This window comes from Arthrospira sp. PCC 9901, from assembly GCF_059013425.1.
The window spans coordinates 4,887,475-4,913,393 of record NZ_CP102296.1 but is presented as its reverse complement, the minus strand read 5'-3'; the positions used below and the strand labels follow the sequence as shown (position 1 = coordinate 4,913,393).

Below are 25,919 nucleotides of genomic sequence, written 5' to 3'. Positions count from 1 at the left end.
GACCTTTTGGGAGATGCGATCGCACCACCACCAAAACCGTCGGGAATGCGATCGCACCACCACCAAAACCGTCGGAAATGCGATCGCACCACCCAAAACCGTCGGGAATGCGATCGCACCACCAAAACCGTCGGGAATGCGATCGCACCACCACCAAAACCGTCGGGAATGCGATCGCACCACCACCAAAACCGTCGGGAATGCGATCGCACCACCCAAAACCGTCGGGAATGCGATCGCACCACCACCAAAACCGTCGGAAATGCGATCGCACCACCCAAAACCGTCGGGAATGCGATCGCACCACCCAAAACCGTCGGGAATGCGATCGCACCACCCAAAACCGTCGGGAATGCGATCGCACCACCACCAAAACCGTCGGAAATGCGATCGCACCACCACCAAAACCGTCGGAAATGCGATCGCACCACCCAAAACCGTCGGGAAAGCGATCGCACCACCACCAAAACCGTCGGAAATGCGATCGCACCACCAAAAACCGCTGACTAACGGCTAATATTCCCCGGTATTGAATTTAAACGCCACCAGGTTAAACTCCCCAAAATTAATCCAATTAGACAACTCGCAACCAACTTATAGCTTTGTAGTTTGCCTCGCGCCCTTTGCTTTTTGGGCGGGACTGGAAACCCGGCGGGCATAGGGGATAATTCCCCCTTGTGTTCCCTGGTATCATCTTCCGGGGCTTGACGGGATCTCATATCGTTTTTGCCAGTCTTCTGGGGGCTTCAATCTTGCCGTTTTTTACCATATTTTTAAGCTATTTGACATCCTCCCCCCGCCTAACACGGGGATTCCCAGTAGGGGGAGGGTTTGGCAATCATCCCCTTTGCATCTTTGGCGTGGCGGGAGGTTCGCCCATTCCCCTGTCCGCTACTGGGGGGTGATAACTATTGTAATCCTTTCCCACAGTCGCGGGTTTCACGTCCTCGACCTACCCCAGCCACCTGTCAAAAATTAATTTCCCCTAACCCCTTTTTTTTATCGCTCATCTGTGTTACTATGAATTCTGGCAAATAAGCGGACGTGGCGGAATTGGTAGACGCGCTAGATTTAGGTTCTAGTGTCCTCGCGACGTGAAGGTTCAAGTCCTTTCGTCCGCATTTGATTAACCCTGGATGTAGTGGCGGTTGTGGCTACTGCCTAACCTTCCTATGGACTGGCGAGGCTGGTTGATTTAATCTCCTCCAAACCCCATAGTTGCTCTCACTTGACCATTGATAGGGAAAACTGGTCTAATAGCGATCGCATTTCCGATTAACTTCCGTCAGTTAATCACAAACCGCCCACATATATTCCTGTGCGTTTCCCCTTTATGTTCATCCCCAGCCCTGGTCTACTAGCCCTGTTTAACTTATCCACTTACGAGAGTATCAGTGCCTTAGCCCTGTTAATACTTTCCCTACAACTCCCCGCCACCGCGATTTTACTCTCCCGCCTATTTCGAGGGTTACAGCGTCGCCCACAATTACACATAGCCCCCCCCACGCCAGACCTATTGGGTAAAGTTAGCGTCATTGTCCCCACCCTCAACGAAGCCACCCGCCTCGGTCCTTGTTTATCAGGTTTGACCCTCCAAGGCTATGAAGTACGCGAAATCATCATTGTTGATAGTAACTCAGTCGATGCCACCCAAGATATGGTCATCGCCCAAAGCCAGCGCGACCCTCGTTTCCGCTTAACTACCGATGACCCCTTACCTCCCGGCTGGGTAGGTCGTCCTTGGGCTTTACATACTGGCTTTTTACACACTTCCCCCGCGTCGGAATGGGTTTTGGGTATTGATGCAGACACACAACCTCAACCCGGACTGGTCGCCGCCTTGGTTAGGGCGGCAGAAAATTCTCAATATGACCTGATTTCTCTATCCTCTCAGTTTATCCTTAAATACCCTGGGGAATTGTGGTTACAACCTGCCCTCTTAATTACCCTCGTCTATCGATTTGGCCCCCCCGATACGGCTCCTATGACCCCGGAACGGGTTATGGCTAATGGCCAATGCTTTTTGTGTCGCCGTGCGGTTTTGGAAGCGTTGAATGGTTACACCACGGCATCAAATTCCTTTTGTGATGATGTGACTTTGGCGAGAAATGCTGCTAAAAAAGGCTTTCGCGTCGGGTTTTGGGATGGGGCGGCGCTGCTGAAGGTGCGGATGTATGATGGGTTTATGGATACTTGGTCTGGCTGGGGGCGATCGCTTGATTTAAAGGATGCTTCTTCTAGGGCGGGACTATGGGCGGATCTCGGTTTCCTATTATGCTGTCAGGGTCTACCCCTGTTTGTGTTAACTATCGGCTTCGCTTTGGGGTTACTCTCTCCCCACCATAACCCTATATTTACCTGTCTATGGCGCTTAAATGCTTTCCTCTTTATTATCCGTGTCGCTTTGTCGGGTGCGATCGCTTCTTCATATAATTTCAGCCAAGCACAAGCTAAATGGGTATTCTGGCTATCTCCCCTCGCTGACCCCCTCGCTGTTTTCCGCCTCTTTCTCTCCGCTACCCAAAGACCTACCCAGTGGCGAGGACGCTACTATGGATAATTCCGGTCAAAGTCCCTCTCCCCCTCTGGGATCCAGATTTAGGGTGAGGGCAATGTATCTAGGAGAAGGACCTAGGGTGAGGGCAATTTATTAAGGGACTGATAACCTCTCAAAGTCCCTCTCCCCTCTGGGATCCAGATTTAGGGTGAGGGCAATTTATTAAGGGACTGGTGAACAAGCTGTATGTAAAGAAATGTTAAGTTGGGGCCGCGAAAATTTTTTTTCTGGGGGGGTTGCTTTTCCCGGCGACTTGCGCTATACTTCTTAAATAATGGGAATAGTGCCAATTTTATTTTTAGTTAACAGATTCCTATTATATAACTCTCATACCCAAATACTACCATGAGTTCCCGGTGGTTGTCAAGGGTTGGCGCGGGTTCCGAGCCAAAAAATTTTTTTGATGTTAAAAAAGGCACTTTTTCCCAGCCAAAAAAAAGCGCGTAAATCATGGTTAATCAACCTTCTCTTCTGGTTATCTACCCTCCCTGACCCTCTCCTCTCCGCCTCTTGATATCCGCTACCCAAAAACTATGGATAATTCCATATCGGGGAGTTTGTTAAGTTGTGTAACGAAATGTTAAGTTGGGGCCGCGAAAATTTTTTTTCTGGGGGGGGTTGCTTTTCCCGGCGACTTGCGCTATACTTTTTAAATAATGGGAATAGTGCCAATTTTATTTTTAGTTAACAGATTCCTATTATATAACTCTCATACCCAAATACTACCATGAGTTCCCGGTGGTTGTCAAGGGTTGGCGCGGGTTCCGAGCCAAAAAATTTTTTTGATGTTAAAAAAGGCACTTTTTCCCAGTAAGAAAAGCGGGGGAATCCTGGTTAATTAACCTTTAGGAATAGACACTTTCTAGGGATTGAAAATCCCGTTCAACTTCCGCCCACAGCGTGCGATTGTGAGGGTCAGTACGGAGGGCTTTTTTGAGGTAATTGCGGGCTTTATCGGTTTGGCGTTCTTTGATAAGTTGACGCGCCCAACGTTGATAAGTAATAGCCTGCCACTGTCGGATTTCCTGGTCTTGGGGGATTCTGTGGGCTAGTCCTTCCACTAAAGCGATCGCCCTAGGGAATCGCTGATATCTGAGTAATTGCTGCAATTGTTTATAGCAATTTTCCTTCAATTTTTGCTCAGTTTCGGAGAGTTCCGGGTTAAATTGAATGCGGTTTTCCGGCGGATAGACGTTATTTTTCCCCGTGGGATAATGGGAGGTTTTCCCCTTGGGGAATTGGGTATAACAGGCGGTAGCCCAAGCCATTTGGGATTCAGGTTTAGCGACATCTAACAGAAACTTATAAGCCTCCGTTAAAGCGATAAATCTTTCCTTTGCTTGGGGATTATTTTGATTAACATCAGGATGATATTGTCGGGCGAGTTTCCGATAGGAAGCCTTGACCGCTTCCAAACTCGCCCCTGATCTTAAACCCAATGTGCGATAGTAATCCGTTGTGTCCATCTAGGTTTAATCTACCCCAGTTTAAGCAAGAACCGAACCCGCACCACAAGAAACGCGGGCGTGATTAGTTTAGCAGAAATCAGGATATTGCTAAACTGGGCGTTCTTCAATGACCTGATCAATTAAACCATATTCGTGGGCTTCGGCGGCGGACATAAAGTAATCGCGATCGGTGTCTTTCTCAATTTTTTCGAGAGTTTGACCGGAGCTTTCTGCTAACATCTCATTGAGAACCTTACGAATTCGGAGAATTTCTTTAGCCTCAATTTCAATATCAGTGGCTTGTCCGCGAGTCCCCCCCAAAGGTTGGTGAATCATAATCCTAGCATGGGGGAGGGCTAGGCGTTTACCTTTAGTTCCCGCCGCCAGGAGAAATGCACCCATAGAAGCAGCCATACCCACGCAGATAGTCACCACATCAGACCTGATATATTGCATGGTATCGTAAATCGCCATCCCGGCAGTTACCGAACCGCCAGGGGAATTGATATAGAGGTAAATGGGTTTGGAGGGGTCTTCGGAGTCCAAATACAGCATATAAGCGACGATCGCATTAGCAATACCGTCGTCAACCTCTTCCGACAAAAAGATAATTCGTTCGCGGAAAAGTCTTTCATAGATACTGATCCACTGTTCATAGGTACTACCAGGAAGGCGATAAGGAACACTAGGAACACCAATAGGCATAATTACTAATCCTTTTGTTGTGTCTGTATAAGATTGGTTGAATTTAACGGGAGATTTTCCCCGGTGGCGATCGCCACTACCGTCGGGGGGTGGTGAGGAGAGCATATAAACAATTAATCATCAACAATTAATTATCAATTGTCTCCTCTTTTCTGGTAGTTTACCGATACCCGACGGAGGAAATCAAGTCAACTTTAGAGTTGTTAAAACACGGTCGATGATACCATACTCTTTCGCCTGTTCTGGAGTCATGTAAAAAGTGCGGTTCATGTCCTTAGTCAATTTCTCAATGGTTTGACCAGTATTTTGGTGAAAGATATCCATCATTAAAGCCCGTTTCGAGAGGATCTCGTCAGCGGTTACTTGAATATCGGTAGCTTGTCCTTGGGTTCCGGTTTGGGGGTTATAAAGAGTAATCATGGAATTAGGAAGACTAGCCCGTTTACCTTTAGAACCGCAGGACAATAACAAAGCTGCCATCCCCACTGCTTGACCCAAACAGATAGTCACAATCTCCGATTTGATGTGTTGCATAGTGTCATATACAGCCAAAGCCGCCATGACTGACATCATTCCCATGGACTCATTAGCCATACCTGCTAGGACTGGATCACCAATAGAGTTGATGTACATATAGATGGGTTTATTCTGATCGTCGGAGTCAAGATACAACATAGCCGACACCAGGGAATTAGCGACACCGGTTGTCAGAGGCTGATTCAGAAAAATAATTCGTTCTTGACTCAAACGAGTATAGATGTTAACCCACTGCCAGTATTGACTACCAGGAATCTGATAAGGAACGCGAAGAACTTCATCGACAGCCATAATTTGTAAGCACAAGCAAGTTTACTACACACCAACAGGTAATTGTTTGGGCAATTCCTTAGTGCTTTCCAGAACCCGATCAATCAACCCATATTCTTTAGCCTGCTCTGGTGTTAAATAGAACATCCGATCGGTATCTTTGGCAATTTTTTCCACAGGTTGTCCGGTATTTTGGGACAAAATATCCAAGATCGATGCTTTGTTGGCTAGGACTTCTTTAGCCCTAATTTGGATATCAGTAGCCTGAGAGCGTCCCATCCCCATACGAGGTTGGTTTAAAACAATGGTGGCATGGGGGAGACTGGTACGACAGCCTTTTGTCCCGGCGGAAAGAATCATCGCGGCTGTACCCATAGCCTGACCAATGCAGATAGTATGCACAGGGGGTTTCACATAGTTGATGGTATCGCAAATCGCGAAGGCTTCGGTGTCTTGTCCGATGGCATCTCCCGTATACCAAGAGGTTCCGGTAGAGTTGATATAGAAGTAAATGGGCTTTTCTGGATCGGAAAATTGCAGATAAAGCAACTGGGCGATAATTAGTTTGGTGACATCAACCCCTAGTTGTCGCTTATAGTCGTCCGAGGAAACTAGAGGCGACCCTAGATATATAATCCGTTCCTTGAGTAGCAAGGAGGGTAGGTCTGGGGGGGGTGTCCGAATGGGACTGTCGCTGTAGTAGTATGGTGATTGCACAGTATAAACCGATGAACTCATCAAAGAGGTTAAACTATATACTAACGCAACTCGTGGCTCAGTCCTGTGAATAACCGGATGGGAAATTACCGACCATCTGAATTTTGAGTTGCGTCCTATACTCAAATAGGATTTTCACATCCCGGAGGTCTTCTATGAAAGTCAGTTTGCAGCCTTCCCTCAACGATCCGAACCTAGACCCAAATCAAGAATCGAATCAGCGTCAACTGTCAATTTCGGTTTCAGCGGTTCCTGATCCGTTTGAGGGTCAAGTTCCCATGAATCTATGTTTGATTTTAGACCACAGTGGTTCTATGAATGGTCAACCATTGGAAACGGTGAAACAGGCGGCGAAAGAACTTATCGATCGCTTAAATGTGGGCGATCGGATTTCGGTAGTTGCTTTTGATCACCGAGCTAAGGTATTGGTTCCTAATCAAGACCTCACCGATCCTGATGGTATCAAAAAAAAGATTGATGGTTTGCGCTGTTCCGGGGGAACGGCTATTGATGAAGGTATCAAGCTGGGAATTGAGGAGTTAGGAAAGGGTAAACAGGATCGGATTTCTCAAGGGTTTCTTCTCACTGACGGGGAAAATGAACACGGGGATAATAAACGTTGTCTCAAACTCGCAAAACTGGCCACGGAATATAAGTTAACTATTAATTCTTTGGGATTTGGAGACGACTGGAATCAGGATATTTTAGAGAAAATTGCCGATGCGGGTGGCGGTGCCTTGGGATATATTGAATACCCCGAACAGGCGATCGCTGAGTTTGGCCGTCTGTTTACCCGTATGCAATCGGTGGGACTCACTAACGCTTACCTATTATTCTCCCTATTTCCTTATGTCCGCTTGGCTCAACTTAAGCCAGTCGCACAGGTTTATCCTGATACTATTGAACTTCCTATACTGCCAAAAGGAGAACAACTCGCGGTGCGCTTGGGCGATTTAATGAAAGATACCGAACGGATTATCTTGGCTAACCTTTATGTTGATGTTGGCAATTTGTCGATCGGTAAACAGGCGATCGCTCAAGTTCAAGTCCGCTATGATGACCCGGCTTTGGGTATTGAAAAGCTCTATTCTCAGCCGGTTTTGGTGGAAGCTAATGTCCTCGGAGATTATCGCCCTACTTCCGATCCCAAGGTTCAAAAACATATTTTGGCTTTGGCTAAGTACCGACAAACTCAAATCGCTGAAACTAAACTACAACAAGGCGATCGCGCCGGTGCTGCTACTATGTTACAAACAGCGGCTAAAACCGCTTTACAAATGGGCGACAACAGTGCTGCTACTGTCCTCCAAGGTAGTGCAACTCGCCTCCAGTCCGGCGAAGAACTATCGGACTCGGAACGCAAGAAAACTCGCATAGCATCGAAAACTACTCTCAAGTAGAATGGGGAAATGAGGCGGCAAATCCATGTTCTGCCGCTTCCCTCTTCTATTTCATCCCCCAACTTTGTTGATATCAATTCTCAATAAACTCGTCGCTGGCGCTAAGGGTTGACAAGCACGGGGAACTAATGGTAGGATATTGACATACAGTTACATAATGGGAATATTACTCAAAATAATAAAATTGCGACTATTCCCATTATCTAAAAGTGTAGCAGAAGTCACCCCAAAAAGCAAGCACCCCCCGCCAAAAAAAATTTTTCGCAACATTTCTTAATTTTTTGTTACAAAAGTTAATAGATGGGGGATGAATTAAAAGAGGGTTTCGAGTTCTGCGAGGGCGCGATCGAGGTTGTCGTTGATTAAGGTGTGGTGAAATTCCCCGGCGGCGGCGATTTCAGTTTTAGCGCGTTGAATACGACGAGCGATCGCCTCTTGGGAGTCAGTGGCGCGATTTCGTAGACGGTTCTCGAGTTCTTGTAGAGAAGGTGGAAGGATAAAAATTCGCAGAGCCTGTGGAAAGGTCTGTGAGATCTGTCTAGCGCCTTCTAGTTCAATTTCGAGTAGAACATTCTCTCCCTGCTGAATTTTATCTTGGACAGCCAAGCGGGGTGTCCCGTAGAAATTTCCGGCAAACTCAGCCCATTCTAGTAGCTCTTGTTGTTGAACCATTTGTTGAAAGCGATCGCGAGTGACGAAAAAATAGTCTTTTCCATGGACTTCTCCGGGACGGGGAGAACGGGTAGTAACGGAGACGGAAAGATGGAGTTGTGGATATTTTTGGAGAAGCGATCGAATAATCGTTCCTTTTCCCACGCCACTAGGTCCGGTAATGACAATGAGCTGGCCAGTTTTGATGTCAATCATCTTAATATAGTTTTAGGTGAACCCAGATAGGTTTATGAAAGGCGATTAGTACCGTTTTTCTCAACCACAAATCGGTTAGCGACGGTCTCTGGCTGAATAGCTGAGAGAACCACATGATTGGAGTCGGTAATAATCACGGCTCTGGTGCGCCGTCCATAGGTAGCATCAATAAGCTGTCCTCGGTCTCGTGCGTCTGTAATGATACGCTTAATGGGGGCTGATTCGGGGCCGACAATAGCGATGACACGATTACCACAGATAATATTGCCAAAGCCGATATTAATGAGTTGAATATCCATAAAATTTCTACAGGTAGAATAAAGGGAGGTGCGATCGCTTTGATGGTATGAGCCCATAAATTGTATATTCTTACCAACTCGAAAGTATCGCCCACAAAAATTGTAGTCGGATCGGCTCCCATAATCAATATTTAATCTGAAAAACTCTATCTTGGGGTTGATTGAGTCCTTTTTCGCTGTCAACACTGGAAACAGGGGAGATGATGAAAACTCACTCCTGTTCGTGGTGAAAAAACTTGATACGGGCTAGGGTTGATGAACTAGATCACTTAATTTTGTGATCTGTGTCAGTGGTTGTGTCAAAAATCTGTGAAAAAATTAATTGGGTTTGTAAAGAAAGAGTAAATTAGCTGATTAACTATAGCCCTAAGTAATGGTTGATGTTATAGTATAAATATGCCCAAATAAAAGCTATATACCCACTCCGACAAGTTGGGTGTTGCTGACCAAGGTACATTCACACCCTGACAAAACTACGCCAAGCACCCGGTTTCTCTGAGAAGCCGGGTTTAATTAATGGGACTCAATATATTGAATGATTATGGCGTTCGATTAATGATGGTGTGATGTCAACTTGTCTTGGAGTTATTAGAGCATAATTTACGCTAAATTTAGCCAGGATGATAGAGTATTTAAAGTTGAGTTTAATCAGGGTCTTGCTTCCCCAGTCGAGGCTGGCTACGATGGCGATTACTAGCCTGCTGAGTATACCATTTATACCATTCTGTAGAGCTACGAATAGCGAGCCAGAGCAAGAATAAAGCAATTAACCCTCCCTGTTCAGGAGCATCAAAAGCAAACATAACCAGAGCAATACACAAACCATCCTGGACAAAAATTGCCCACAGAGGTAAGCCTCGCAGACGGTAAAACCATCCGGCTTGTACCAATTGTAAGACTAAAGCCAAAAGTCCGCCAATAATTCCCAGTAACCACAACAACCAGGGGGGGAAAGAACTGGCTTCAGCGATCGCCAAACCCATAATCGCTCCGACTACGGGACTAAACAGCAGTTGAAATACCTGGAGAATGCGCTGTCCTAATAATTTTTTAGAGGCGAAAAGTTCAAAGAGGGACCAGCTCACCAAAATACCAATTACCACCTTGGGAGACAGAGCCGAAAGAAGTGGTACATCAGACCATAAATTATTTCGCAGTAATCCAATTAGTAGGAGTGGAAGCGCAATTCTCATACCTCCTGCTGCTGATGCGGAAAGAACTGCTAAAATTTCAATCATAGAAAGCCATTATGCTCCAGTAACTCGAAAAGGATGGTTTGATCCTAGCACCCCATCAAAATCAGTCCAGTCATGTTCAGCTATAACTTAAAATTTAACAAATCTCAATTGATTTGGGGGTAACTATTTTTTTGATGGGTAGCACCCCTCACCATAACCCCACTATTCATCCTATGTTAAGGTAGGATTAAAATAACAATTACCCCAATCTCTGGTTTAATGAGAGACTGGGGCGCAATCAGGAATCTGATCTTCAGTTTTATTCTGAATCAGATTCATTATCATCTAAATCCCCTAGATCTTCACCATCATCAAAACTAGAATAATCCAGTCGAGAATTAGGATTCTCGGCGCTATGCTGTAGAGCAGCAACTAATTGTTGCTTAACGGCTCTGGCCCATAGGTCAAAGTCGAAAGCATCACTGGTTGGATTGAAATTAGTATATGATCCGACGGGGTTAGATTGAGTGGCATTCACAACACTCGCCTCCTAGTGAAAATGTGCAGCGTTTGTTTATAGAGGCGCGTTCCTTCAGGAGATGACTCCCTACTTCCGTCTTTTGGTAAAAATGGCTGATTTGAGAATCAACGATCCCAAAAGATGAACGATTGTTTGCTACCTTATATTATAGCATTATTAAAAATCTAACACAGCCAACTTATCGGACTGCGACCCCCTTTCTGTATAAGAGTTTGAGGAATTTTTGAGGAATTTTTGGCAATTTTCTGAATAACCGTACCTGTGCGGTGGGTTTCTACCCTATTTTTAGACTTGCGGGGACGCTTCACATTTCGTTACAATGAACTCATTAAGGGCTAGGGAAAGATTTCGGACCCTAGCGAAGTATTCGGAGGAAGCCACTATGAATGGCTCTATTCGCGTCGGGACCCTATTTGGTATTCCCTTTTTTATCAACTCATCCTGGTTCATTGTTTTGGGTCTAATGACTCTTAGCTATGGCGGTAGTTTAGCGGTTCAGTTTCCCCAATTGGGGATGGGATTACCCTGGCTGTTAGGATTAGTAGCAGCATTGCTGTTATTTGCTTCGGTGGTAGCTCATGAACTGGGACATAGTTTTGTGGCTATCCGACAAGGTATTGAGGTTAAATCGATTACCTTATTCCTGTTTGGCGGGTTAGCTAGTCTGGATAAGGATGCGAAAACCCCTGGTAATGCTTTTTGGATTGCTATTGCTGGTCCGGCTGTAAGTCTGGCTTTGTTTGGACTGTTTTTGGCGATCGCTTTAAGTTCTGTTGTCGGCGGACCTGTAGGCGCAATTGTCAACCTGTTAGCTTACATTAACCTGGCTTTGGCGCTGTTTAACTTGATTCCAGGTCTTCCCCTCGACGGTGGAAATGTCCTGAAATCCATTGTTTGGAAAATTACTGGTAATCAATACAAAGGGATTGTCTTTGCTAGTCGTGTAGGTCAAGGGTTTGGCTGGTTAGCAATTATTTATGGACTACTTCCGGTGTTAATTTCGGGTAGTTTCCCTAACTTCTGGACGGTTTTAATCGGTTGGTTCCTACTCCAGAATGCGGGAGCTTTGGCTCAGGATGCTAGACTGCGCGATCGCTTATCAGAATATACGGCAGCCGATGCACTCATCCCTAATCATTCGGTAGTCTCAGCTAGTTTATCACTGCGGGAATTAGCTAACGAGTATATTATTGGTAAACCCCAAGCACGTCGGTTTTTTGTTACTGATGATAACGGACAATTAATCGGACAAATTAGAGTGGATGATCTCAAGTTAGTTCCTACTTCTCAATGGCCTCTGGTTTCTGTGCAGGAACTTATACAACCTGTAGATTTGAAAATCACCGTAGAAGCAGAGCGATCGCTGTTAGATGTGGTAGCTTTGTTGGAGGAGCAAAAGATTGATGAACTGCCAGTATTCCGTAACGGTGTATTAGTGGGATTAATTCAAAAAGCATCGATTCGGAATTTTTTAGAGCAGAAAATCCTCACTCGTCCTGCCTAATTTACCACTAGATTATAGATAGTCAACCACGCAGATACCAGCTCGGATATCTGCGTTTTCCTTTGGCATGGTATAGGTTAATGGATAAATTATAACAGCCAGGTACTTTGAGAAAAATCTTCATTGTTCATCGGTTGACTGAGGGAATGTTCGGGACGAGGCACTAAATGAGGTGGCGATCGCTTTGTGGGTTTCTGTGGTATTTGAGAGCGAGATGATTCTAGTTTTAACTGTTCGATATCTTGTAAAAGTTTAGTATTGGTTTCCGACAGATGTAGTGCCGTTAATTCTGCCTGTTCTAGCTTTTCCTTTAAGTCAGCCACCTCTTGAGTAGACTGTTTAAGCTGGGCGATGATTTTATCTTTTTCCTCTAATTCTTGTTGAAGTTTATTGATGTTAATCGCCAATTTGCTCTGGCTGGTTTGAGCGTTTTTCACAGTTGATTGAAGCTCAGAAATCTCGCATTTTAAAGCCTTTTCAGTTTCCTGATACTGCTGTAAGTTCGACTCCAGGGACGCGACCTTAGCTTCTAGTTCCCTCTGGTAAATCAACTGAGACTCATCCGACTCAATTTGACCTTCCCGGTTGGCTTCCTCCCTTGTCGCTTCTGCTAGGGTAGACTGTAATTGCTCTACCTGTGCCTCTGCTTCTTCTGGGGTCGGGGTTTCACTGCTAGGGGATGTGCTTGTATTAATGCTATCATCAGTATCAGCGGATTCTGGCGTGGGACTACCCGCCTTTTTTGCTTCCTGTTTGACCATATCGGCTAGACTCTTCTTAACCATCATCTCCTCCCTTTCAACTGTTGTGTCCCGTCGCCTGATGCGGCTGATACAACTTCATTAAGCATACAGCGATCGCCGAAAACTAGATCCGTTTGGGGGGTTGCAATTTTCGGGTGAGTTATGTTAAGGTAATAAACCGTTGGGACGCATAGCTCAGTTGGTTAGAGCACCACGTTGACATCGTGGGGGTCGCTGGTTCGAGTCCAGTTGTGTCCATTCCCTTTAAACCATTATTATATGCGATAACCGGGATTCACTCAACCCGATGGTCGCACCATTACACACAAAATGCACTCCACTCGGTCTCACTCGGTCTGAGGATACGGGACAATGAGAGCATATCCCTCAGCAACAAATCTTAATTATTGACGGGTTAATCAATAAGCACAACTTAATCAACTTGTCAAATAGCGTTACTCCCCCCCATAACCGGACAAGTGGTAGGGTAGTTCCCTTGTGATACCCGTCAATGGCAAGCCTATCGGTTCGTTTCTCACCATTGACTGCTATCACGTCGGTTGCTTCCCCGGTATGGTTTGCTCCGGTTATGGGGGGAGGATATGGTTTTAAGTCACCTACCGGGAGAGCCACTACTATCGGGAACTATTGGGGAACGATACTGCGATCGCCATGGCGATTATCTATGAGGACAATCCAGGGAATTTATGACTTTAGTGAGTTTTGACAAGGGCGATCGCCTAAACTCCTAAGCAGGTCACCGATACCCACTAACTACTGACTAATTATCGAAAGTTAATCATCGAGTTGATATATTGCCCTAAGAATTGCCTTAACCTCTGGTAAATCTGGATTGATGCCGATATTAGTTAAGGCTTGTTTCCCCATATCTAGTGGCAATGGTTGCCTTTGGTGTCGTGTCAGGATACCTAACTCTGTGGCAAGGTTCCGGCGTTTTTTGTACTTGCTGTTATTAATCGCTACCGAGTGACCAAATGAACGCGCTCTAATTTCCTGTGGTATCCCGTTCATTTCTCCTAGCTGGTTGGCTAAATGCCGGAAAGCATAAATCTGAGTAAATCCCCATTTGTGATGTTCTAACCATTTACGATGATTGCGATTAAAACCATTGGGGTCTTCAGATTCAGTAATAGGCAGACAGACGTTATGAATCCCTAAACGCTTAATCAAAGTCTTGTCTTTTGACATTGGTACCGCTAACCGTTGACCTGTTTTGGTGCTACCACCAAAGTAAGTAAACTCACCAATAACTAGCACTAATTCAGTGTTTTGGGGGTCAGATATAGCCGGAAAGGTCATGCCGTCAATCTTAATCGGTTTAGTCAGGTTTTGTCCTGCTGCTATCTCTGATGGTCTTAACCCATATAAAGCACACATTGCTGACACCCAACACCAACCATCACGCGCATTATTGTCTGTTAAGCGACTGTAGCCAGTATTGCGTTCCTTGTCTAGTAAGCCTAGTAAAGTATCTAAGTCTACACTTTGAGACTCCATAAACACCGTCTGAGTAGGGTCAATTTGGTCTAGTTTATCTAGTGCCTTCTTGCATCCAGCACGTTCTGTTACTTGTTTTAGTCGGTAGTATCTATCCTTAAAGGTTTTGCTACCTACCGGACTATCACCATTCTTTAACGGGCTATATAGCGCTTCTTTGATACCCTCCCATGTAACGTAAGTATCCCAGTCTGTTATCTTGTCAAACACATCTAAGAAGCAATCCTTAAACGACTTCTTATCACTAGCTATATCACGGGAGCGCTTCCGTTTGGTGTTACGATGTACCCCATTAAAGTAATCATCTTCCATCTCTTTAAACACTTGACGATAGGTGATTAAGTCGTTTTCTAGGGGAGTTTTGGATTCATCAAGGATAGTAACCTTGTACCAGTCCAGCCATTCAGATACTGACTGGAATTGTCCGTCAAGGGATTTATGAACTAACCAAGCCTTGTCTACAGCCTTGCGGATACCCTCTGGGGTGAACTGACAATTACAACCCCGTTGCTTACGTCCCCCGGTTTCCGGGTCATTGGTGATGTCTAACTGAATTGTCCCCCGATTGCGCTTAATCCTGACACCCTTGGGACATTGTTTGCGGGACAGGTTGAAAAACTCAAGGACATCCTCAAAACCCTGGTATATGCCACTGTTAACCGTGTTTGCACTTGCACTCATTTTGCACTCACTCCCAATAATGCGCCCAATAATGCGATCGCTTTTGAGTGCATTAAGGTAACGGTAGAATAGGGGTTTAAAGTTGACAACCTGGTTCGAGCCCAGTTGTGTCCATATATGGAAAGCCCTTATCCTGTGTTGCATTGCGATCGCAGTGAGGATAAGGGTTTGATGATAGTGGGGGCGGTGGGACTTGAACCTGACGCATAACCTATAACCCCTATTCTACCGTTATTCAGACATTACTCAAAACCACAATAGGATAACAAGTGAGTAAAATATGAGTAACGCCGCTAACACCCCTACCGTAGGGGGAAAGGGCAACTATGACGAGAGTTACGATAGATTTCTGAAAGCCTACCAAGACTTTAAGGGGGAATGTCCCAAGGGAGTGACTCTCAAGCTACAGAAGTCCGGGACCAGGTACAATCTGCTATTGCAGTTTAAACAACCGCCTACCGGGAAACGGCTACCCAAGACAGCCAATCTTGAGTGTACACCCCAAGGTGTGATAGACGGAGTTAAAAAAGCTAAGTTAGTGGCAGAAGCTCTGGGAACTATTGGTAGTGCTAGTGAATTTTGGGATTGGTATGATGCGACTATCCTAGGAAAGAATCAGATTGAAGATAATCTGATAACCTACCGGGAGATATTCCAACAACTAGAAGATGAGTATTTCGCTGGATACAACCGCAACACGGGACGGAAACGTTCTCGCGATATCGTTAGCGACTTATCATCATACAATCGAACTAAATGGATATTTTTTGAGCAGTTCCCTAATTGGGATGATTACCCTAACTGGGAGAGTTTCAAGGCTATGCTGTACACTCCCTTACAGAATGGAGGGGAATTGATAGGGTCCAAAACATTTAAGGAACGTTATTACGTCTTAAAATCTATCGCCAAAAAATCCCCCAATAAGGACCACCTACTAAAACAACTAGAGCCTATTAATCCCAAACAAACACGATTTACGGTTAAGCAGCGAATAGGAATCGATGCTTTTAAAGGTTGGTGGTATAGCGCCAAACAGGAAGCCTACACCATCAAAAATCATACGGTAAGCAAAGCGCGTCACGCTTGGTTGTGGGTTACCGGTATGGCGGTAATGTACGGGTTAAGACCCACCGAGATAGCGGCTGCTGTTAACTTAACCAAAGCCTACACAACAGAAGATGGTGTAGTTATCAAAGCATTATCAGACCCAGACAATCAAGATAACTATCTAGTCTTGGGTGACTACGCCTACTTTACAGACGGAGATGGTCGAAAGGTAAGTATTAAGACTGGGGGACGGGTTATAGCACCAATCCCTAGCCCTGAGATGTTTAATTTCCTGGAATTAAAACAACCAATACTGCCAGAATATACCCCCAGAGAGGGAAGCCAACCTAAGACTGTAGCTGCGAGGCTTTGATATAGCATTCAGTAAACGAATTGGTGCTATGGGATGTCCGGTAACTCAAAAATATGCTTTCCGTAGGCTGTACAATCTGTTGGGCGAAAAATATGGAGTGCCCATAGAATTGCGCGCCAGGATGATGGGTCATAGCACAATAGTCAATGAGAGTAAATACAAAACCGAAGGGATTGATGCTACCCTAGAAGTCTTAAAGGGGGCATCCAAGTTACCCGTACCGTTAGACGTGGCTCTAGAAAGGTTGACTGCTTTGGGGGTTGACACTGATAACCCTGAGGCGAAATTATTTCTTAGGGTAATTTATCAGATAAATTAATTTACCCACTACAATCTCATAAGTTAATACCCCTAGGTTAAACTCCTAGGGGTTATTTTATGGCTACAAATTGATAGATCCTATTGTGGTTTTGAGTAATGTCTGAATAACGGTAGAATAGGGGTTATAGGTTATGCGTCAGGTTCAAGTCCCACCGCCCCCACTATCATCAAACCCTTATCCTCACTGCGGTTACCGGGATTTACTCAACCCGATAACTACACCCAATTACTCAAATATTACTCATAACCCATTCCTAGCACAGGAAAATAATTCTGTCAACGGATGATTACTCAATCAACAAGCATAACTTAATTAATCTGTCAAATAGCCATACTCCCCCCTAACCAGACACGCGATAGGTTAACTCCCTTACGATACCCGTCAAGGGCAAGCCTATCGGTTCGTACCTCACCCTTGACTGCTATCGTGTCGGTCGTTTCCCCTAAGATGTCTGTTCCGGTTGGGGGGAGGTATGGCTCAAAATCAAGACGACAGCCGTAGTAGATAATTCCCCAACCTATCAATGTACAGTGATAATTAGGTTATTTTTCGTAGGCTAGACCTATAGGTAAACCTATGAGCGATAGCCGTAGTGATTGTCTATGGGCTCAAACTATGATTACTACTAGGGGGATTCTCAGGAATGCGATCGCTAAATCTGGGTTAGTTCCCTCCTACCGTTTGAAAAGTAGGAGGCTAAATCTGGGTTAGTTCCCTCCTACCGTTTGAAAAGTAGGAGGCTAAATCTGGGCTGACATCTCCTACCGGAACTGACTCAATACCCCTAAACCATTTTCTAATCAATAACGATTGCTGAGATGTGAACCGATACCAACATAATCACCTTACCCAAAAATCTTAGCCGTCTGTTGTAGGTAAAGCTATCTGCTAGGGGTAGCTTAGTTAGGGGTATTATGTGGACATGATAGGGTGAGCATTCATGTGTTCCCGTTTACATTATGTAAATACATTATGTAAATACATTATGTAAATACATTATGTAAATACATTATGTAAATACATTATGTAACTTCTAAAATATGCAGATACCCCCTACAGTCAGAAACCATAGGGGTCATTTTAGGATATTGGATTATGGGTTAGGCGCTAGGTAGGCTACTAGGGTTTGCGCCAATCATCAGCATTGGGGGTATCTTTGCGGCTAGGGTTCTGATGATTGTGATTCGATTTACAAATCATATCATTAAAAGAGCCTTTAATAAAATCAAGTAAAATACGCAACAATTCACTGTTATTTATATTTTTTGTTATTTATGATTATTGCTTTAGAATTAATAAATACTTATAAATAAGTAATAAATATATAAGCAAAAACGATAAAACAATTATTGACTTTATACGATAATTGTGCAATATTTAAATTATCGCCACAGACAAATCAAACAAAAAACCACTATCTAAAAAAATAGTGGTTAGTTTACTGTGTTTACTTTTTAGTAATTTAGCTTTTCGTACTCTGTTTAGCCCCGGGATTGTCTGCTGGCGCGCTTGCCGGAATTTCACCTTTTTCTTGATTTTCAGCTTCGCTCTTACCGGCAGTTAATCGATAAATTTGAACAAGCGAAAATTGATTTAGGTGAAAATAGTGCATTAGCAATGTATCAGGACCCCAGAAAAACAAAAGCCAAAATACCCCTACACTTTGAGAAAAAACCGACTTGGGTTGACGATGCTATAAAGAAAGCCACTAGAACGTCATTAGAACTGAAAACAGGAAACAAACCCCCAACGTCAACCTAATTATCTGATGATTGTTGGTAACTGATATTGACCGGAATGGAAACCATTACCTACATACTTAGACTTACTCGGTAGAATGGTTTTAAGTCACCTACCGGGAGAGCCACTACTATCGGGAACTATTGGGGAACGATATTGCGATCGCCATGGCGATTATCTATGCTGTGGGCGTAATGTTGGTACTGGTAACGTGCTGTTGTATTTAAGATAAAAGAAGCTACATATATGTAGCATTTCACTCATTAAACACAAGCCACCAATGGGTATCATCCCACGAAGCAATTATTCAACCGGCGCCATTTATACCCGATTTCACTGGCAACGGATATAGTAGCGACATTTTTATGGGGGGCGAATTTAATGCCTAAGCTACTCCCCGTAATCACCCTACATACTGGAAACTTCAGTAACTATCTACAGGGTCCTAATGGAATCTGTATTGAGCTAGAATCTCCGGAATGGTTTGACTACCTGAGAAAAAACAAATCATTTTCGGTTGAGTTGAATGGTAAACGATTTACAGCCTGCAAAAAAATATCAATCAATGATTTTGCATACTGGAATCTGAAAGGTTGGGACGGTACGGTTAACCATCACATCTATATCGGAAAATCTGACCAAATGACAACCGAAAAAGTCCAACAGGCTGCAATGGCTATGTTTTATCGGTGCAATCCCGGTAGCAAGGCAAGCCCTAGTAGCCTACCTAGCACCTAACCCATAACCCAATAACCTAAAATAGCCCCCTATGGTTTCTGACTGTAGGGGTGTCTGCATATTTTCCCGTCTCAGGCGTGAGTTCTCAGGCGTGAGTGAAGATTATATGAATGCCTACCCTATCATGTCCACATAATACCCATAACTAAATTACCTACAATAGACGGCTAAGGTTTTTGGGTAAGGTGATTATGTTGGTATCGGTTCACATCTCAGCAATCGTTATTGATTAGAAAATGGTTTAGGGGTATTGAGTCAGTTCCGGTAGGAGATGTCAGCCCAGATTTAGCCTCCTACTTTTCAAACGGTAGGAGGGAACTAACCCAGATTTAGCCTCCTACTTTTCAAACGGTAGGAGGGAACTAACCCAGATTTAGCGATCGCATTCCTGAGAATCCCCCTAGTAGTAATCATAGTTTGAGCCCATAGACAATCACTACGGCTATCGCTCATAGGTTTACCTATAGGTCTAGCCTACGAAAAATAACCTAATTATCACTGTACATTGATAGGTTGGGGAATTATCTACTACGGCTGTCGTCTTGATTTTGAGCCATACCTCCCCCCAACCGGAACAGACATCTTAGGGGAAACGACCGACACGATAGCAGTCAAGGGTGAGGTACGAACCGATAGGCTTGCCCTTGACGGGTATCGTAAGGGAGTTAACCTATCGCGTGTCTGGTTAGGGGGGAGTATGGCTATTTGACAGATTAATTAAGTTATGCTTGTTGATTGAGTAATCATCCGTTGACAGAATTATTTTCCTGTGCTAGGAATGGGTTATGAGTAATATTTGAGTAATTGGGTGTAGTTATCGGGTTGAGTAAATCCCGGTAACCGCAGTGAGGATAAGGGTTTGATGATAGTGGGGGCGGTGGGACTTGAACCCACACGACCGGTGAAGGTCAACGGATTTTCATCCTCTCGCAGCTTTCGCTACAGCATCAGGTAGGTTGCTCCCCGCCTAATTGCCTTGAGAATTGGACTCTCTCTTTACCCTCGGCTTAACGTTAGGGTAGCTCCCGTCGAGTCTCTGCACCTTCCGATCAAGAAGTTCCAGAAATTAGGTATTTCCTTCACCCCTTCAAAGGCTTGGCTCAGGATTGCCTTGTCTGCGAACAGATTTAGGTTTCCCTGAGTTTGAGAGCCGTCACTTGAGGGATTTCTCACCCCAAGGCTCAGTTTTCTAAGTCCGTAGCGTCTACCATTCCGCCACGCCCCCAGGTCGCTTATTTAAAAGCACAATCTATATTTGAGCATCTTTCTGGAATTTTGGCAACTATTTTCCCAAATTTTTTGAACGGTAGGGAAAAATCGGAGCGATCGCAAGTGGTGGGAGAGCCTCATAGAGCCTATCTGTAAGTATCATATACCCGGCGTAAACCCGCGCCTACAAATATGTATGACCCGATCGCTGGTCATTGGTGACGTAGCAAAACTGGTCACTGGTCACTTTTCGCGGTTTAATTATAAAGACTGTCGTTAGATTGTCGGATCACCCAACTATGCTGATTACACTGTTACTGTATGTTATTCTTGGTGGGACCTACCTGGTGGTAGCTCCTGGGGCTTTGTACTTTTACCTGAAAACTCGCTGGTATGTAGCTGGTTCCGTAGAGCGGTTACTAATGTACTTTCTGGTTTTCTTTTTATTTCCAGGGCTGATTTTGCTGTCACCATTCCTAAATTTTCGTCCCCAACCCCGACAAATTGAAAGCTAATGCGACGAATTGATGTAATTGGGATTGGAATTGGCATTTTTGTAGCCGGAGGTCTGTTGTACTGGGTTTTTCAGTTATCAGGCTTTGATAGTAGCAAGGCGGGAATTTGGAGTCAGGCGATCTTGGTGGGAGGGTTAGTCCTGTGGCTACTCACCTACCTATGGCGCGCCGTCACCCAGACCATGACCTATAATCAACAGCTCAAAGATTACGAGGAAGCGGTGATTGAGAAGCGCATAGCGGAAATGACACCGGAACAACTCCAACAACTTCAGGCTGAAGTTGAGCAAGAAAAACAGCAAAAATCTGTCCATCGGGAGTCTGGGTCTGTAGATGAGCAATCAAAAAGCTAACCGGACTATCCCCACATATTCGAGTTTGAAATGATCTCAGTTTCTGAATGTTTCCAAAAGTTGCGCTCTGAGAGTCCAGCTAATGGCGATCGCCGCCAATGTGCGCTGATTCCATTTATCACAGCCGGAGATCCCGATTTAGATACTACCGCTAAAGCCCTCCAGGTTTTAGATCAAAATGGAGCAGACCTGATCGAGTTAGGGGTTCCCTACTCTGACCCCTTGGCTGATGGTCCAGTTATCCAAGCTGCTGCTACCCGTTCCTTAAATCGGGGAACTCGGCTAGATGGGGTTTTGGAGATGCTGAAAACTGTTAGCCCTACTATCAAGGCTCCGATTATCTTATTCACTTATTACAATCCCATTCTGTATCGGGGGATTCCTGAGTTTCTCGCACAGATTAAGGATGCTGGGGTCAAGGGGTTAGTGGTTCCAGATTTACCCCTAGAAGAGGCTGAGATTCTCCTATATCCAGCTAAGGAACAGGGGATTGAATTGGTGTTGTTGGTGGCTCCTACCAGTTCCCCCGATCGCCTCAATGCGATCGCTCATCAGTCCCAGGGTTTTATTTACCTGGTCAGTGTTACCGGAGTTACTGGAATGCGATCGCAGGTTCAGACCCGGGTTGAGGATTTACTTAAACAAATGCGCTCTCTCACCGATAAGCCTATTGGTGTGGGGTTTGGTATTTCTCAACCCGAACACGCCAAACAAGTTCGCTCCTGGGGGGCTGATGCTGTGATTGTGGGAAGTGCTTTTGTGAATCGACTGGCGGCGGCTTCCCCAGAACAGGGGTTAGAGGCGATCGCCACTTTTTGTCACAGTTTGAGAACCGCTATTGATGAGGATTAATCCATAGAAACCTCCCCAATAGTAGAGCCTCACGATGTCGCCAAAAGAAAAAGGCTAGAAGTTGTAGTGCTCCCATAAACACTCAGCTTCCAGCCCTTTGAAACCCTCGTAATGTGCCTTTCTGTTATCATCATGGCAGGTTTCTTGTCAAACGGCAAGGGGTCTATTGCAATTACCCACTTTTTCTCGATCGCTCTAAATTACCGCCAAAGAAAAAGGTCGGAAGTGCAGTGCTCCCATAAACACTTATCTCCCAACCCTTTGAAACCCTCGTAATGTGCCTTTCTGTTATCATCATCGCAACTTAATCAGAAAAGATCAAGGGGTCTGTTGCAATTACCCACTTTTTCTCGCTCGCCATGAATTACCCAAAAATTACCGCCAAAGAAAAAAGGCCAGAAGTGCAGTGCTCCCATAAACACTTACCTTCTCACCTTTTGAAACCCTCGTAATGTGCCTTTCTGTTATCATCATCGCAAGTTAATCCCCAAAAATCAAGGGGTCTGTTGCAATTACCCACTTTTCCCATAAAACCCACCCATTCGGGGGATAGCAAACCTTTAAAGGAACTTTCATTGGCCATGTTAACATCATCTTCTCGATTCCAATTTACCGAAGACCTCAATATCTGTCGTATCTTAAATGGAATGTGGCAGGTTTCTGGGTATCATGGACGCATTGATCCCCGGGTCGCGATCGAAACCATGTTTCAATACCATGATGCAGGTTACACTACTTGGGATCTGGCGGATCATTATGGACCTGCGGAAGATTTCATCGGGGAATTTAGGCGACAAATGGCTAATTCTCGCGGTCAGGAAGCCTTATCAACTATTCAGGCGTTTACTAAATGGGTTCCTAGACCTCAAAAAATGACTCGCAATATTGTTGAGAAAAATATTGATATTTCTCTCAAGAGAATGAATGTGGATTGTCTGGATTTGCTTCAATTTCACTGGTGGGATTATCGCGATGATAACTATTTGGAAGCATTGCGACAGATGACTATTCTACAATCCGAGGGGAAAATTCAACATTTGGCTTTGACTAACTTTGATACTGAACATTTGCGGATCATTGTGGAAAATGGGATTAAAATAGTCTCTAATCAGGTGCAGTTTTCCCTAGTCGATCGCCGTCCGTTGGTGGCTATGGTAGAGTTCTGTAAAACCCATGATATTAAGTTAGTTCCCTATGGGGTTCTCTGTGGTGGGTTCTTGTCGGAACAGTATTTAGGGAAGCCTGAACCCATGGCTATGATGTTAAAAACTGTTAGCCTCAAAAAATATAAAAATATGATTGATGCTTGGGGAGGCTGGAAGTTATTTCAAGAGTTGCTGACTGTGTTAAAATCCATTGGCGATCGCCATGGGGTCAGTATTGCTAATGTGGCGGTTCGCTACATCCTCGAACAGCCTACGGTGGCGGGAGCCATGGTGGGAGCGCGATTGAGCATTTCTCAACATATTGATGAGAATGCTAGGGTCTTCGATTTTAGCCTAGATGAAAGCGATCGGCAGCAAATTCATCAAGTCACCAATCGAGGAAAAAACCTATTTGAAATTATTGGCGACTGCGGGGATGAGTACCGTTAAACTAGCTCGGTATATTGTCACCTTGTTGTAGTTTTTTGACCGCGACAGTCAGACGTTTTAAATAGGGTTTAACAATCTCTCGATTATGGTTTTGCAGTTCCCTGACCTGCTGGTAAAGAATCCCTAGTTGTTGTTCCAGTTTAATCAAGTTTCCGGGAGATACAGAGGGTTGGGATAAATGCTCCGAATTGGTAGCTGGTGGGTGTTGTTTGATATCATTGATGGTATTTTCCATTAACCGAAACCGAACATTCATCACTTCCCAATCCTCATGACGCAAAGCATTTTGTTCTAAACGCTGAGTTACCCTTTGTAATTCCGTCAGCACTTCTGTAATTTGATCTAGGTCGCTGTTTTCCTCTGTCGGTCCTGGTAACATCTGAACCTGATCATAAAGGGATTTTACCACCGCACGAACATCAGCGATCGCTGCATCTGTACTCTGTCGCACTTGCTGCTCAAACCGTTGGCGGTTGATGATATTCAACGCCACAGCCACAGTTAAAGGAGCCGCCGCCAGTAACAACGGGCGAGATATAATCGCTGCTACCAGTGAACCTACCCCAGAGGCGACCACAGACACATATTCGGCAATTTTGAGCCAATCTCGCTGATTTTCAGAGGTTGGGGGCGAGGGTTCTGTCGTTTGCATGGCTGTCGCTATTTTGGAGAAAACTGTTATAGAGTTATGCTAACGCAAACTGTCCGCCAGATAGCCACTATTTTTGAGATTATATCTTTTCGGTCTCCAGATTTTTGAGGTTTTGGGCAATTATACCCTTGGGAATATCCCCCCTAGCGGTTTAGAATATACAGTCAACAACGGGAAGATTACCTGTGATTGCTCAACTAGCCTTGAAAGGGAGTTATGAAGTTAAAAGTTATCGAAAATTTTGATGGTTCTTTTACCCTAGAACCACAAGCAAAATCCATACTGTTTAGCCTCCTAACCAGTGATACATTTATCAACCAAATGCGACAGCAAACTGAAGGGAATGGGGTAGAATTTACGGAGTTACTCTTTCAACCTGTCCCCTACAGCATTAATACCCCCAAAGGAATGCCACCGGAATTAGAAGAATATTATCACTCGGATGATTATATCATTGTGAATGTTCCGCCTAATTATATGTTCCAGGCGAAGATTTTTAAACCTAGTCGCCTCTGTGCTATCTATCGTCGAGTTTAATGGCTTAAATGCCTTGGTTTATACCCCTAGCTAACTGGCTGGTGGTATTGTTGTTCATTGCACCTAATTAATCAATCATGACTTCCTCAACTGAGATGATTCCCCTTAGCGGTCTGGAATTTATTGCTTATCTGGATGATTCCGGTAAATTACCAGAATCTTTATCAGGAAAAATCGGGGTTTATGCAATTTTTAATCAACCACAGGTTTTACAATATGTAGGCTATTCTCGTGATGTTTTCCAAAGCCTGAGACAGCATTTAGTGCGTGAACCAGAAGGGTGCTATTGGCTGAAAGTACAAACTATTAATCGCCCTAGTCGGACCCTGCTAGAGGAAATTCGCGATGGTTGGATAGCTGAAAATGGTTCGGTTCCTCCTGGTAATGCTGAACATAGCGATCGCTGGAATCAACCTATTGATGTCAAGCCACAAATGACCTCGGAGGAAGTGGCTAAGTTTGATAGTCTTGATGAAATTGGCAAGGATAAACTACTTAAAACCGTCGCTAAAAGAGTCGAGGTAAATATTTTATCTGCCTTGGAAAAACGAGGATTACAGGAAGAAATCCGCTTTAACCCTAAACTTAAAACTCAGGGTATTCTGGATTTAAAGTGATGGTTTAATTATCTGATGGGGCGGTTTTTGACTTTCTAATAAATTGGGTAAATTGCCCCAAATTTATATATCATTTATCCGCCCTTAAAATGTGGCTAACCCATAATTTTTGGGCATTAAATAAATGGCAATCTGTAGAAACACGGATGATGGCTGATTAAGGTATTAGGTGCTGCTTAGGAGGGGGAAAACTTGCTATTTATAGGGGTTGACTCAATCCCCTATTTATCCTAGAATAATGTGTCAGGGTCTTGGCTGACTACAGTGGCTGGATTCAGGCTTCCCCAATGGTGGGAGTCGGTGTTGGTGTGGCTAGTAATTGTCAGACCAAAAAAATGAAAATCTTTTCGGGAATAGCTAAAAGTGATGCTGTAGTTAGCAGGGACGATTTTAAGATATTAAAG

27 protein-coding genes, 2 tRNA genes, 1 pseudogene and 1 riboswitch are annotated in these 25,919 nt (G+C 44.5%); of the genes and pseudogenes, 18 read left to right on the top strand and 12 right to left on the bottom strand.

Features of this window, described 5'->3' with window-relative positions; genetic code table 11:
• Window positions 1-6 precede the first annotated feature (6 nt).
• The 3 genes from NLZ44_RS21795 to cruG all read left to right on the top strand — a co-directional run bounded on the left by NLZ44_RS21795 (window position 7) and on the right by cruG (window position 2,560).
• Window positions 7-510 carry a hypothetical protein gene (locus NLZ44_RS21795; protein ID WP_493751134.1) on the top strand — a complete coding sequence of 168 codons (504 nt, stop codon included), beginning with the start codon at window positions 7-9 and terminating at the stop codon, window positions 508-510.
• A gap of 528 nt (window positions 511-1,038) precedes the next feature.
• Window positions 1,039-1,121: transfer RNA gene (locus NLZ44_RS21790), tRNA-Leu, on the top strand.
• Between the two features lie 212 nt (window positions 1,122-1,333).
• The gene (gene cruG / locus NLZ44_RS21785) at window positions 1,334-2,560 is read left to right on the top strand and encodes a 2'-O-glycosyltransferase CruG (protein WP_493751133.1); all 1,227 of its coding nucleotides are present in this window, start codon (window positions 1,334-1,336) and stop codon (window positions 2,558-2,560) included.
• An 842-nt stretch (window positions 2,561-3,402) separates the two neighbouring features.
• Here the strand turns inward: cruG and NLZ44_RS21780 are convergent.
• From NLZ44_RS21780 to NLZ44_RS21765, 4 genes are all read right to left on the bottom strand, one after another.
• Entirely contained in the window at window positions 3,403-4,023 is a 621-nt protein-coding gene (locus NLZ44_RS21780; RefSeq protein WP_493751132.1) for a J domain-containing protein, read from the bottom strand.
• Window positions 4,024-4,113: 90 nt separating this feature from the next.
• Complete coding sequence (locus tag NLZ44_RS21775) at window positions 4,114-4,710, bottom strand: ATP-dependent Clp protease proteolytic subunit (RefSeq protein ID WP_493753054.1); 597 nt, start codon at window positions 4,708-4,710, stop codon at window positions 4,114-4,116.
• Between the two features lie 183 nt (window positions 4,711-4,893).
• Complete coding sequence (locus NLZ44_RS21770; protein ID WP_493751131.1) at window positions 4,894-5,538, bottom strand: ATP-dependent Clp protease proteolytic subunit; 645 nt, start codon at window positions 5,536-5,538, stop codon at window positions 4,894-4,896.
• Window positions 5,539-5,562: 24 nt separating this feature from the next.
• Window positions 5,563-6,255 (bottom strand): ATP-dependent Clp protease proteolytic subunit, encoded by a 693-nt coding sequence (locus NLZ44_RS21765; RefSeq protein WP_493751130.1) that lies wholly within the window; start codon window positions 6,253-6,255, stop codon window positions 5,563-5,565.
• A 134-nt stretch (window positions 6,256-6,389) separates the two neighbouring features.
• Between NLZ44_RS21765 and NLZ44_RS21760 the strand changes: the two genes are divergently transcribed.
• Window positions 6,390-7,634 (top strand): vWA domain-containing protein, encoded by a 1,245-nt coding sequence (locus NLZ44_RS21760; RefSeq protein ID WP_493751129.1) that lies wholly within the window; start codon window positions 6,390-6,392, stop codon window positions 7,632-7,634.
• Between the two features lie 312 nt (window positions 7,635-7,946).
• On the opposite strand, the gene gmk is transcribed toward NLZ44_RS21760, so the two are convergent.
• From gmk to NLZ44_RS21740, 4 genes are all read right to left on the bottom strand, one after another.
• Window positions 7,947-8,501 carry a guanylate kinase gene (gene gmk, locus NLZ44_RS21755; protein WP_493751128.1) on the bottom strand — a complete coding sequence of 185 codons (555 nt, stop codon included), beginning with the start codon at window positions 8,499-8,501 and terminating at the stop codon, window positions 7,947-7,949.
• 32 nt (window positions 8,502-8,533) lie between these two features.
• Entirely contained in the window at window positions 8,534-8,800 is a 267-nt protein-coding gene (remA, locus tag NLZ44_RS21750; protein WP_493753053.1) for an extracellular matrix/biofilm regulator RemA, read from the bottom strand.
• A gap of 644 nt (window positions 8,801-9,444) precedes the next feature.
• Entirely contained in the window at window positions 9,445-10,038 is a 594-nt protein-coding gene (locus tag NLZ44_RS21745) for a DUF4126 domain-containing protein (RefSeq protein ID WP_493751127.1), read from the bottom strand.
• Between the two features lie 259 nt (window positions 10,039-10,297).
• The gene (locus NLZ44_RS21740) at window positions 10,298-10,516 is read right to left on the bottom strand and encodes a hypothetical protein (protein WP_493751126.1); all 219 of its coding nucleotides are present in this window, start codon (window positions 10,514-10,516) and stop codon (window positions 10,298-10,300) included.
• Between the two features lie 43 nt (window positions 10,517-10,559).
• A riboswitch (Glutamine riboswitch) is annotated at window positions 10,560-10,648 on the bottom strand.
• A 253-nt stretch (window positions 10,649-10,901) separates the two neighbouring features.
• Between NLZ44_RS21740 and NLZ44_RS21735 the strand changes: the two genes are divergently transcribed.
• Window positions 10,902-12,023: a site-2 protease family protein gene (locus NLZ44_RS21735; protein WP_493753052.1), complete on the top strand. Its 1,122-nt coding sequence runs from the start codon at window positions 10,902-10,904 to the stop codon at window positions 12,021-12,023.
• 89 nt (window positions 12,024-12,112) lie between these two features.
• Here the strand turns inward: NLZ44_RS21735 and NLZ44_RS21730 are convergent, their stop codons facing one another.
• Window positions 12,113-12,811 (bottom strand): hypothetical protein, encoded by a 699-nt coding sequence (locus NLZ44_RS21730; protein WP_493751125.1) that lies wholly within the window; start codon window positions 12,809-12,811, stop codon window positions 12,113-12,115.
• Between the two features lie 139 nt (window positions 12,812-12,950).
• Between NLZ44_RS21730 and NLZ44_RS21725 the strand changes: the two genes are divergently transcribed.
• A tRNA-Val gene (locus tag NLZ44_RS21725) sits at window positions 12,951-13,024 on the top strand.
• A gap of 253 nt (window positions 13,025-13,277) precedes the next feature.
• Window positions 13,278-13,493: a hypothetical protein gene (locus NLZ44_RS21720; RefSeq protein WP_493751124.1), complete on the top strand. Its 216-nt coding sequence runs from the start codon at window positions 13,278-13,280 to the stop codon at window positions 13,491-13,493.
• A gap of 68 nt (window positions 13,494-13,561) precedes the next feature.
• Here the strand turns inward: NLZ44_RS21720 and NLZ44_RS21715 are convergent, their stop codons facing one another.
• The gene (locus NLZ44_RS21715; RefSeq protein WP_493751123.1) at window positions 13,562-14,965 is read right to left on the bottom strand and encodes a site-specific integrase; all 1,404 of its coding nucleotides are present in this window, start codon (window positions 14,963-14,965) and stop codon (window positions 13,562-13,564) included.
• A 280-nt stretch (window positions 14,966-15,245) separates the two neighbouring features.
• On the opposite strand from NLZ44_RS21715, the pseudogene NLZ44_RS21710 reads away from it, so the two are divergent.
• The 5 genes and pseudogenes from NLZ44_RS21710 to NLZ44_RS21690 all read left to right on the top strand — a co-directional run bounded on the left by NLZ44_RS21710 (window position 15,246) and on the right by NLZ44_RS21690 (window position 19,185).
• A pseudogene (locus NLZ44_RS21710) lies at window positions 15,246-16,704 on the top strand (recombinase).
• Window positions 16,705-17,283: 579 nt separating this feature from the next.
• Window positions 17,284-17,418, top strand: coding sequence for a hypothetical protein (locus NLZ44_RS21705; RefSeq protein WP_493751119.1), 135 nt, complete (start codon window positions 17,284-17,286; stop codon window positions 17,416-17,418).
• A 798-nt stretch (window positions 17,419-18,216) separates the two neighbouring features.
• Window positions 18,217-18,468, top strand: a complete 252-nt coding sequence (locus NLZ44_RS21700; RefSeq protein ID WP_493751122.1) for a hypothetical protein — start codon at window positions 18,217-18,219, stop codon at window positions 18,466-18,468.
• 76 nt (window positions 18,469-18,544) lie between these two features.
• Complete coding sequence (locus NLZ44_RS21695; protein ID WP_493751121.1) at window positions 18,545-18,679, top strand: hypothetical protein; 135 nt, start codon at window positions 18,545-18,547, stop codon at window positions 18,677-18,679.
• Between the two features lie 149 nt (window positions 18,680-18,828).
• Window positions 18,829-19,185, top strand: coding sequence for a hypothetical protein (locus NLZ44_RS21690; protein WP_493751120.1), 357 nt, complete (start codon window positions 18,829-18,831; stop codon window positions 19,183-19,185).
• Between the two features lie 318 nt (window positions 19,186-19,503).
• Here NLZ44_RS21690 and NLZ44_RS21685 read toward each other — a convergent pair whose 3' ends face one another.
• Window positions 19,504-19,638 (bottom strand): hypothetical protein, encoded by a 135-nt coding sequence (locus NLZ44_RS21685; RefSeq protein ID WP_493751119.1) that lies wholly within the window; start codon window positions 19,636-19,638, stop codon window positions 19,504-19,506.
• 1,055 nt (window positions 19,639-20,693) lie between these two features.
• On the opposite strand from NLZ44_RS21685, the gene ndhL reads away from it, so the two are divergent.
• The 4 genes from ndhL to NLZ44_RS21665 all read left to right on the top strand — a co-directional run bounded on the left by ndhL (window position 20,694) and on the right by NLZ44_RS21665 (window position 23,709).
• On the top strand, window positions 20,694-20,909 hold the full coding sequence (ndhL, locus tag NLZ44_RS21680) for an NAD(P)H-quinone oxidoreductase subunit L (protein WP_006616115.1): 216 nt from the start codon (window positions 20,694-20,696) through the stop codon (window positions 20,907-20,909).
• Window positions 20,909-21,262, top strand: a complete 354-nt coding sequence (locus tag NLZ44_RS21675) for a DUF3007 family protein (RefSeq protein ID WP_006626076.1) — start codon at window positions 20,909-20,911, stop codon at window positions 21,260-21,262. The genes ndhL and NLZ44_RS21675 overlap by 1 nt, the downstream gene beginning before the upstream one ends.
• 30 nt (window positions 21,263-21,292) lie before the next feature.
• Window positions 21,293-22,114, top strand: coding sequence for a tryptophan synthase subunit alpha (gene trpA / locus NLZ44_RS21670; protein ID WP_493751118.1), 822 nt, complete (start codon window positions 21,293-21,295; stop codon window positions 22,112-22,114).
• A gap of 581 nt (window positions 22,115-22,695) precedes the next feature.
• Complete coding sequence (locus tag NLZ44_RS21665; RefSeq protein ID WP_493751117.1) at window positions 22,696-23,709, top strand: aldo/keto reductase; 1,014 nt, start codon at window positions 22,696-22,698, stop codon at window positions 23,707-23,709.
• Window position 23,710: 1 nt separating this feature from the next.
• On the opposite strand, the gene NLZ44_RS21660 is transcribed toward NLZ44_RS21665, so the two are convergent.
• On the bottom strand, window positions 23,711-24,361 hold the full coding sequence (locus NLZ44_RS21660; protein ID WP_493751116.1) for a hypothetical protein: 651 nt from the start codon (window positions 24,359-24,361) through the stop codon (window positions 23,711-23,713).
• A 216-nt stretch (window positions 24,362-24,577) separates the two neighbouring features.
• Here NLZ44_RS21660 and NLZ44_RS21655 point away from each other — a divergent pair, with 216 nt between their 5' ends.
• Window positions 24,578-24,898, top strand: a complete 321-nt coding sequence (locus NLZ44_RS21655) for a hypothetical protein (RefSeq protein ID WP_006626083.1) — start codon at window positions 24,578-24,580, stop codon at window positions 24,896-24,898.
• Window positions 24,899-24,975: 77 nt separating this feature from the next.
• Complete coding sequence (locus NLZ44_RS21650) at window positions 24,976-25,515, top strand: GIY-YIG nuclease family protein (RefSeq protein ID WP_493751115.1); 540 nt, start codon at window positions 24,976-24,978, stop codon at window positions 25,513-25,515.
• The last annotated feature ends 404 nt before the right edge of the window (window positions 25,516-25,919 follow it).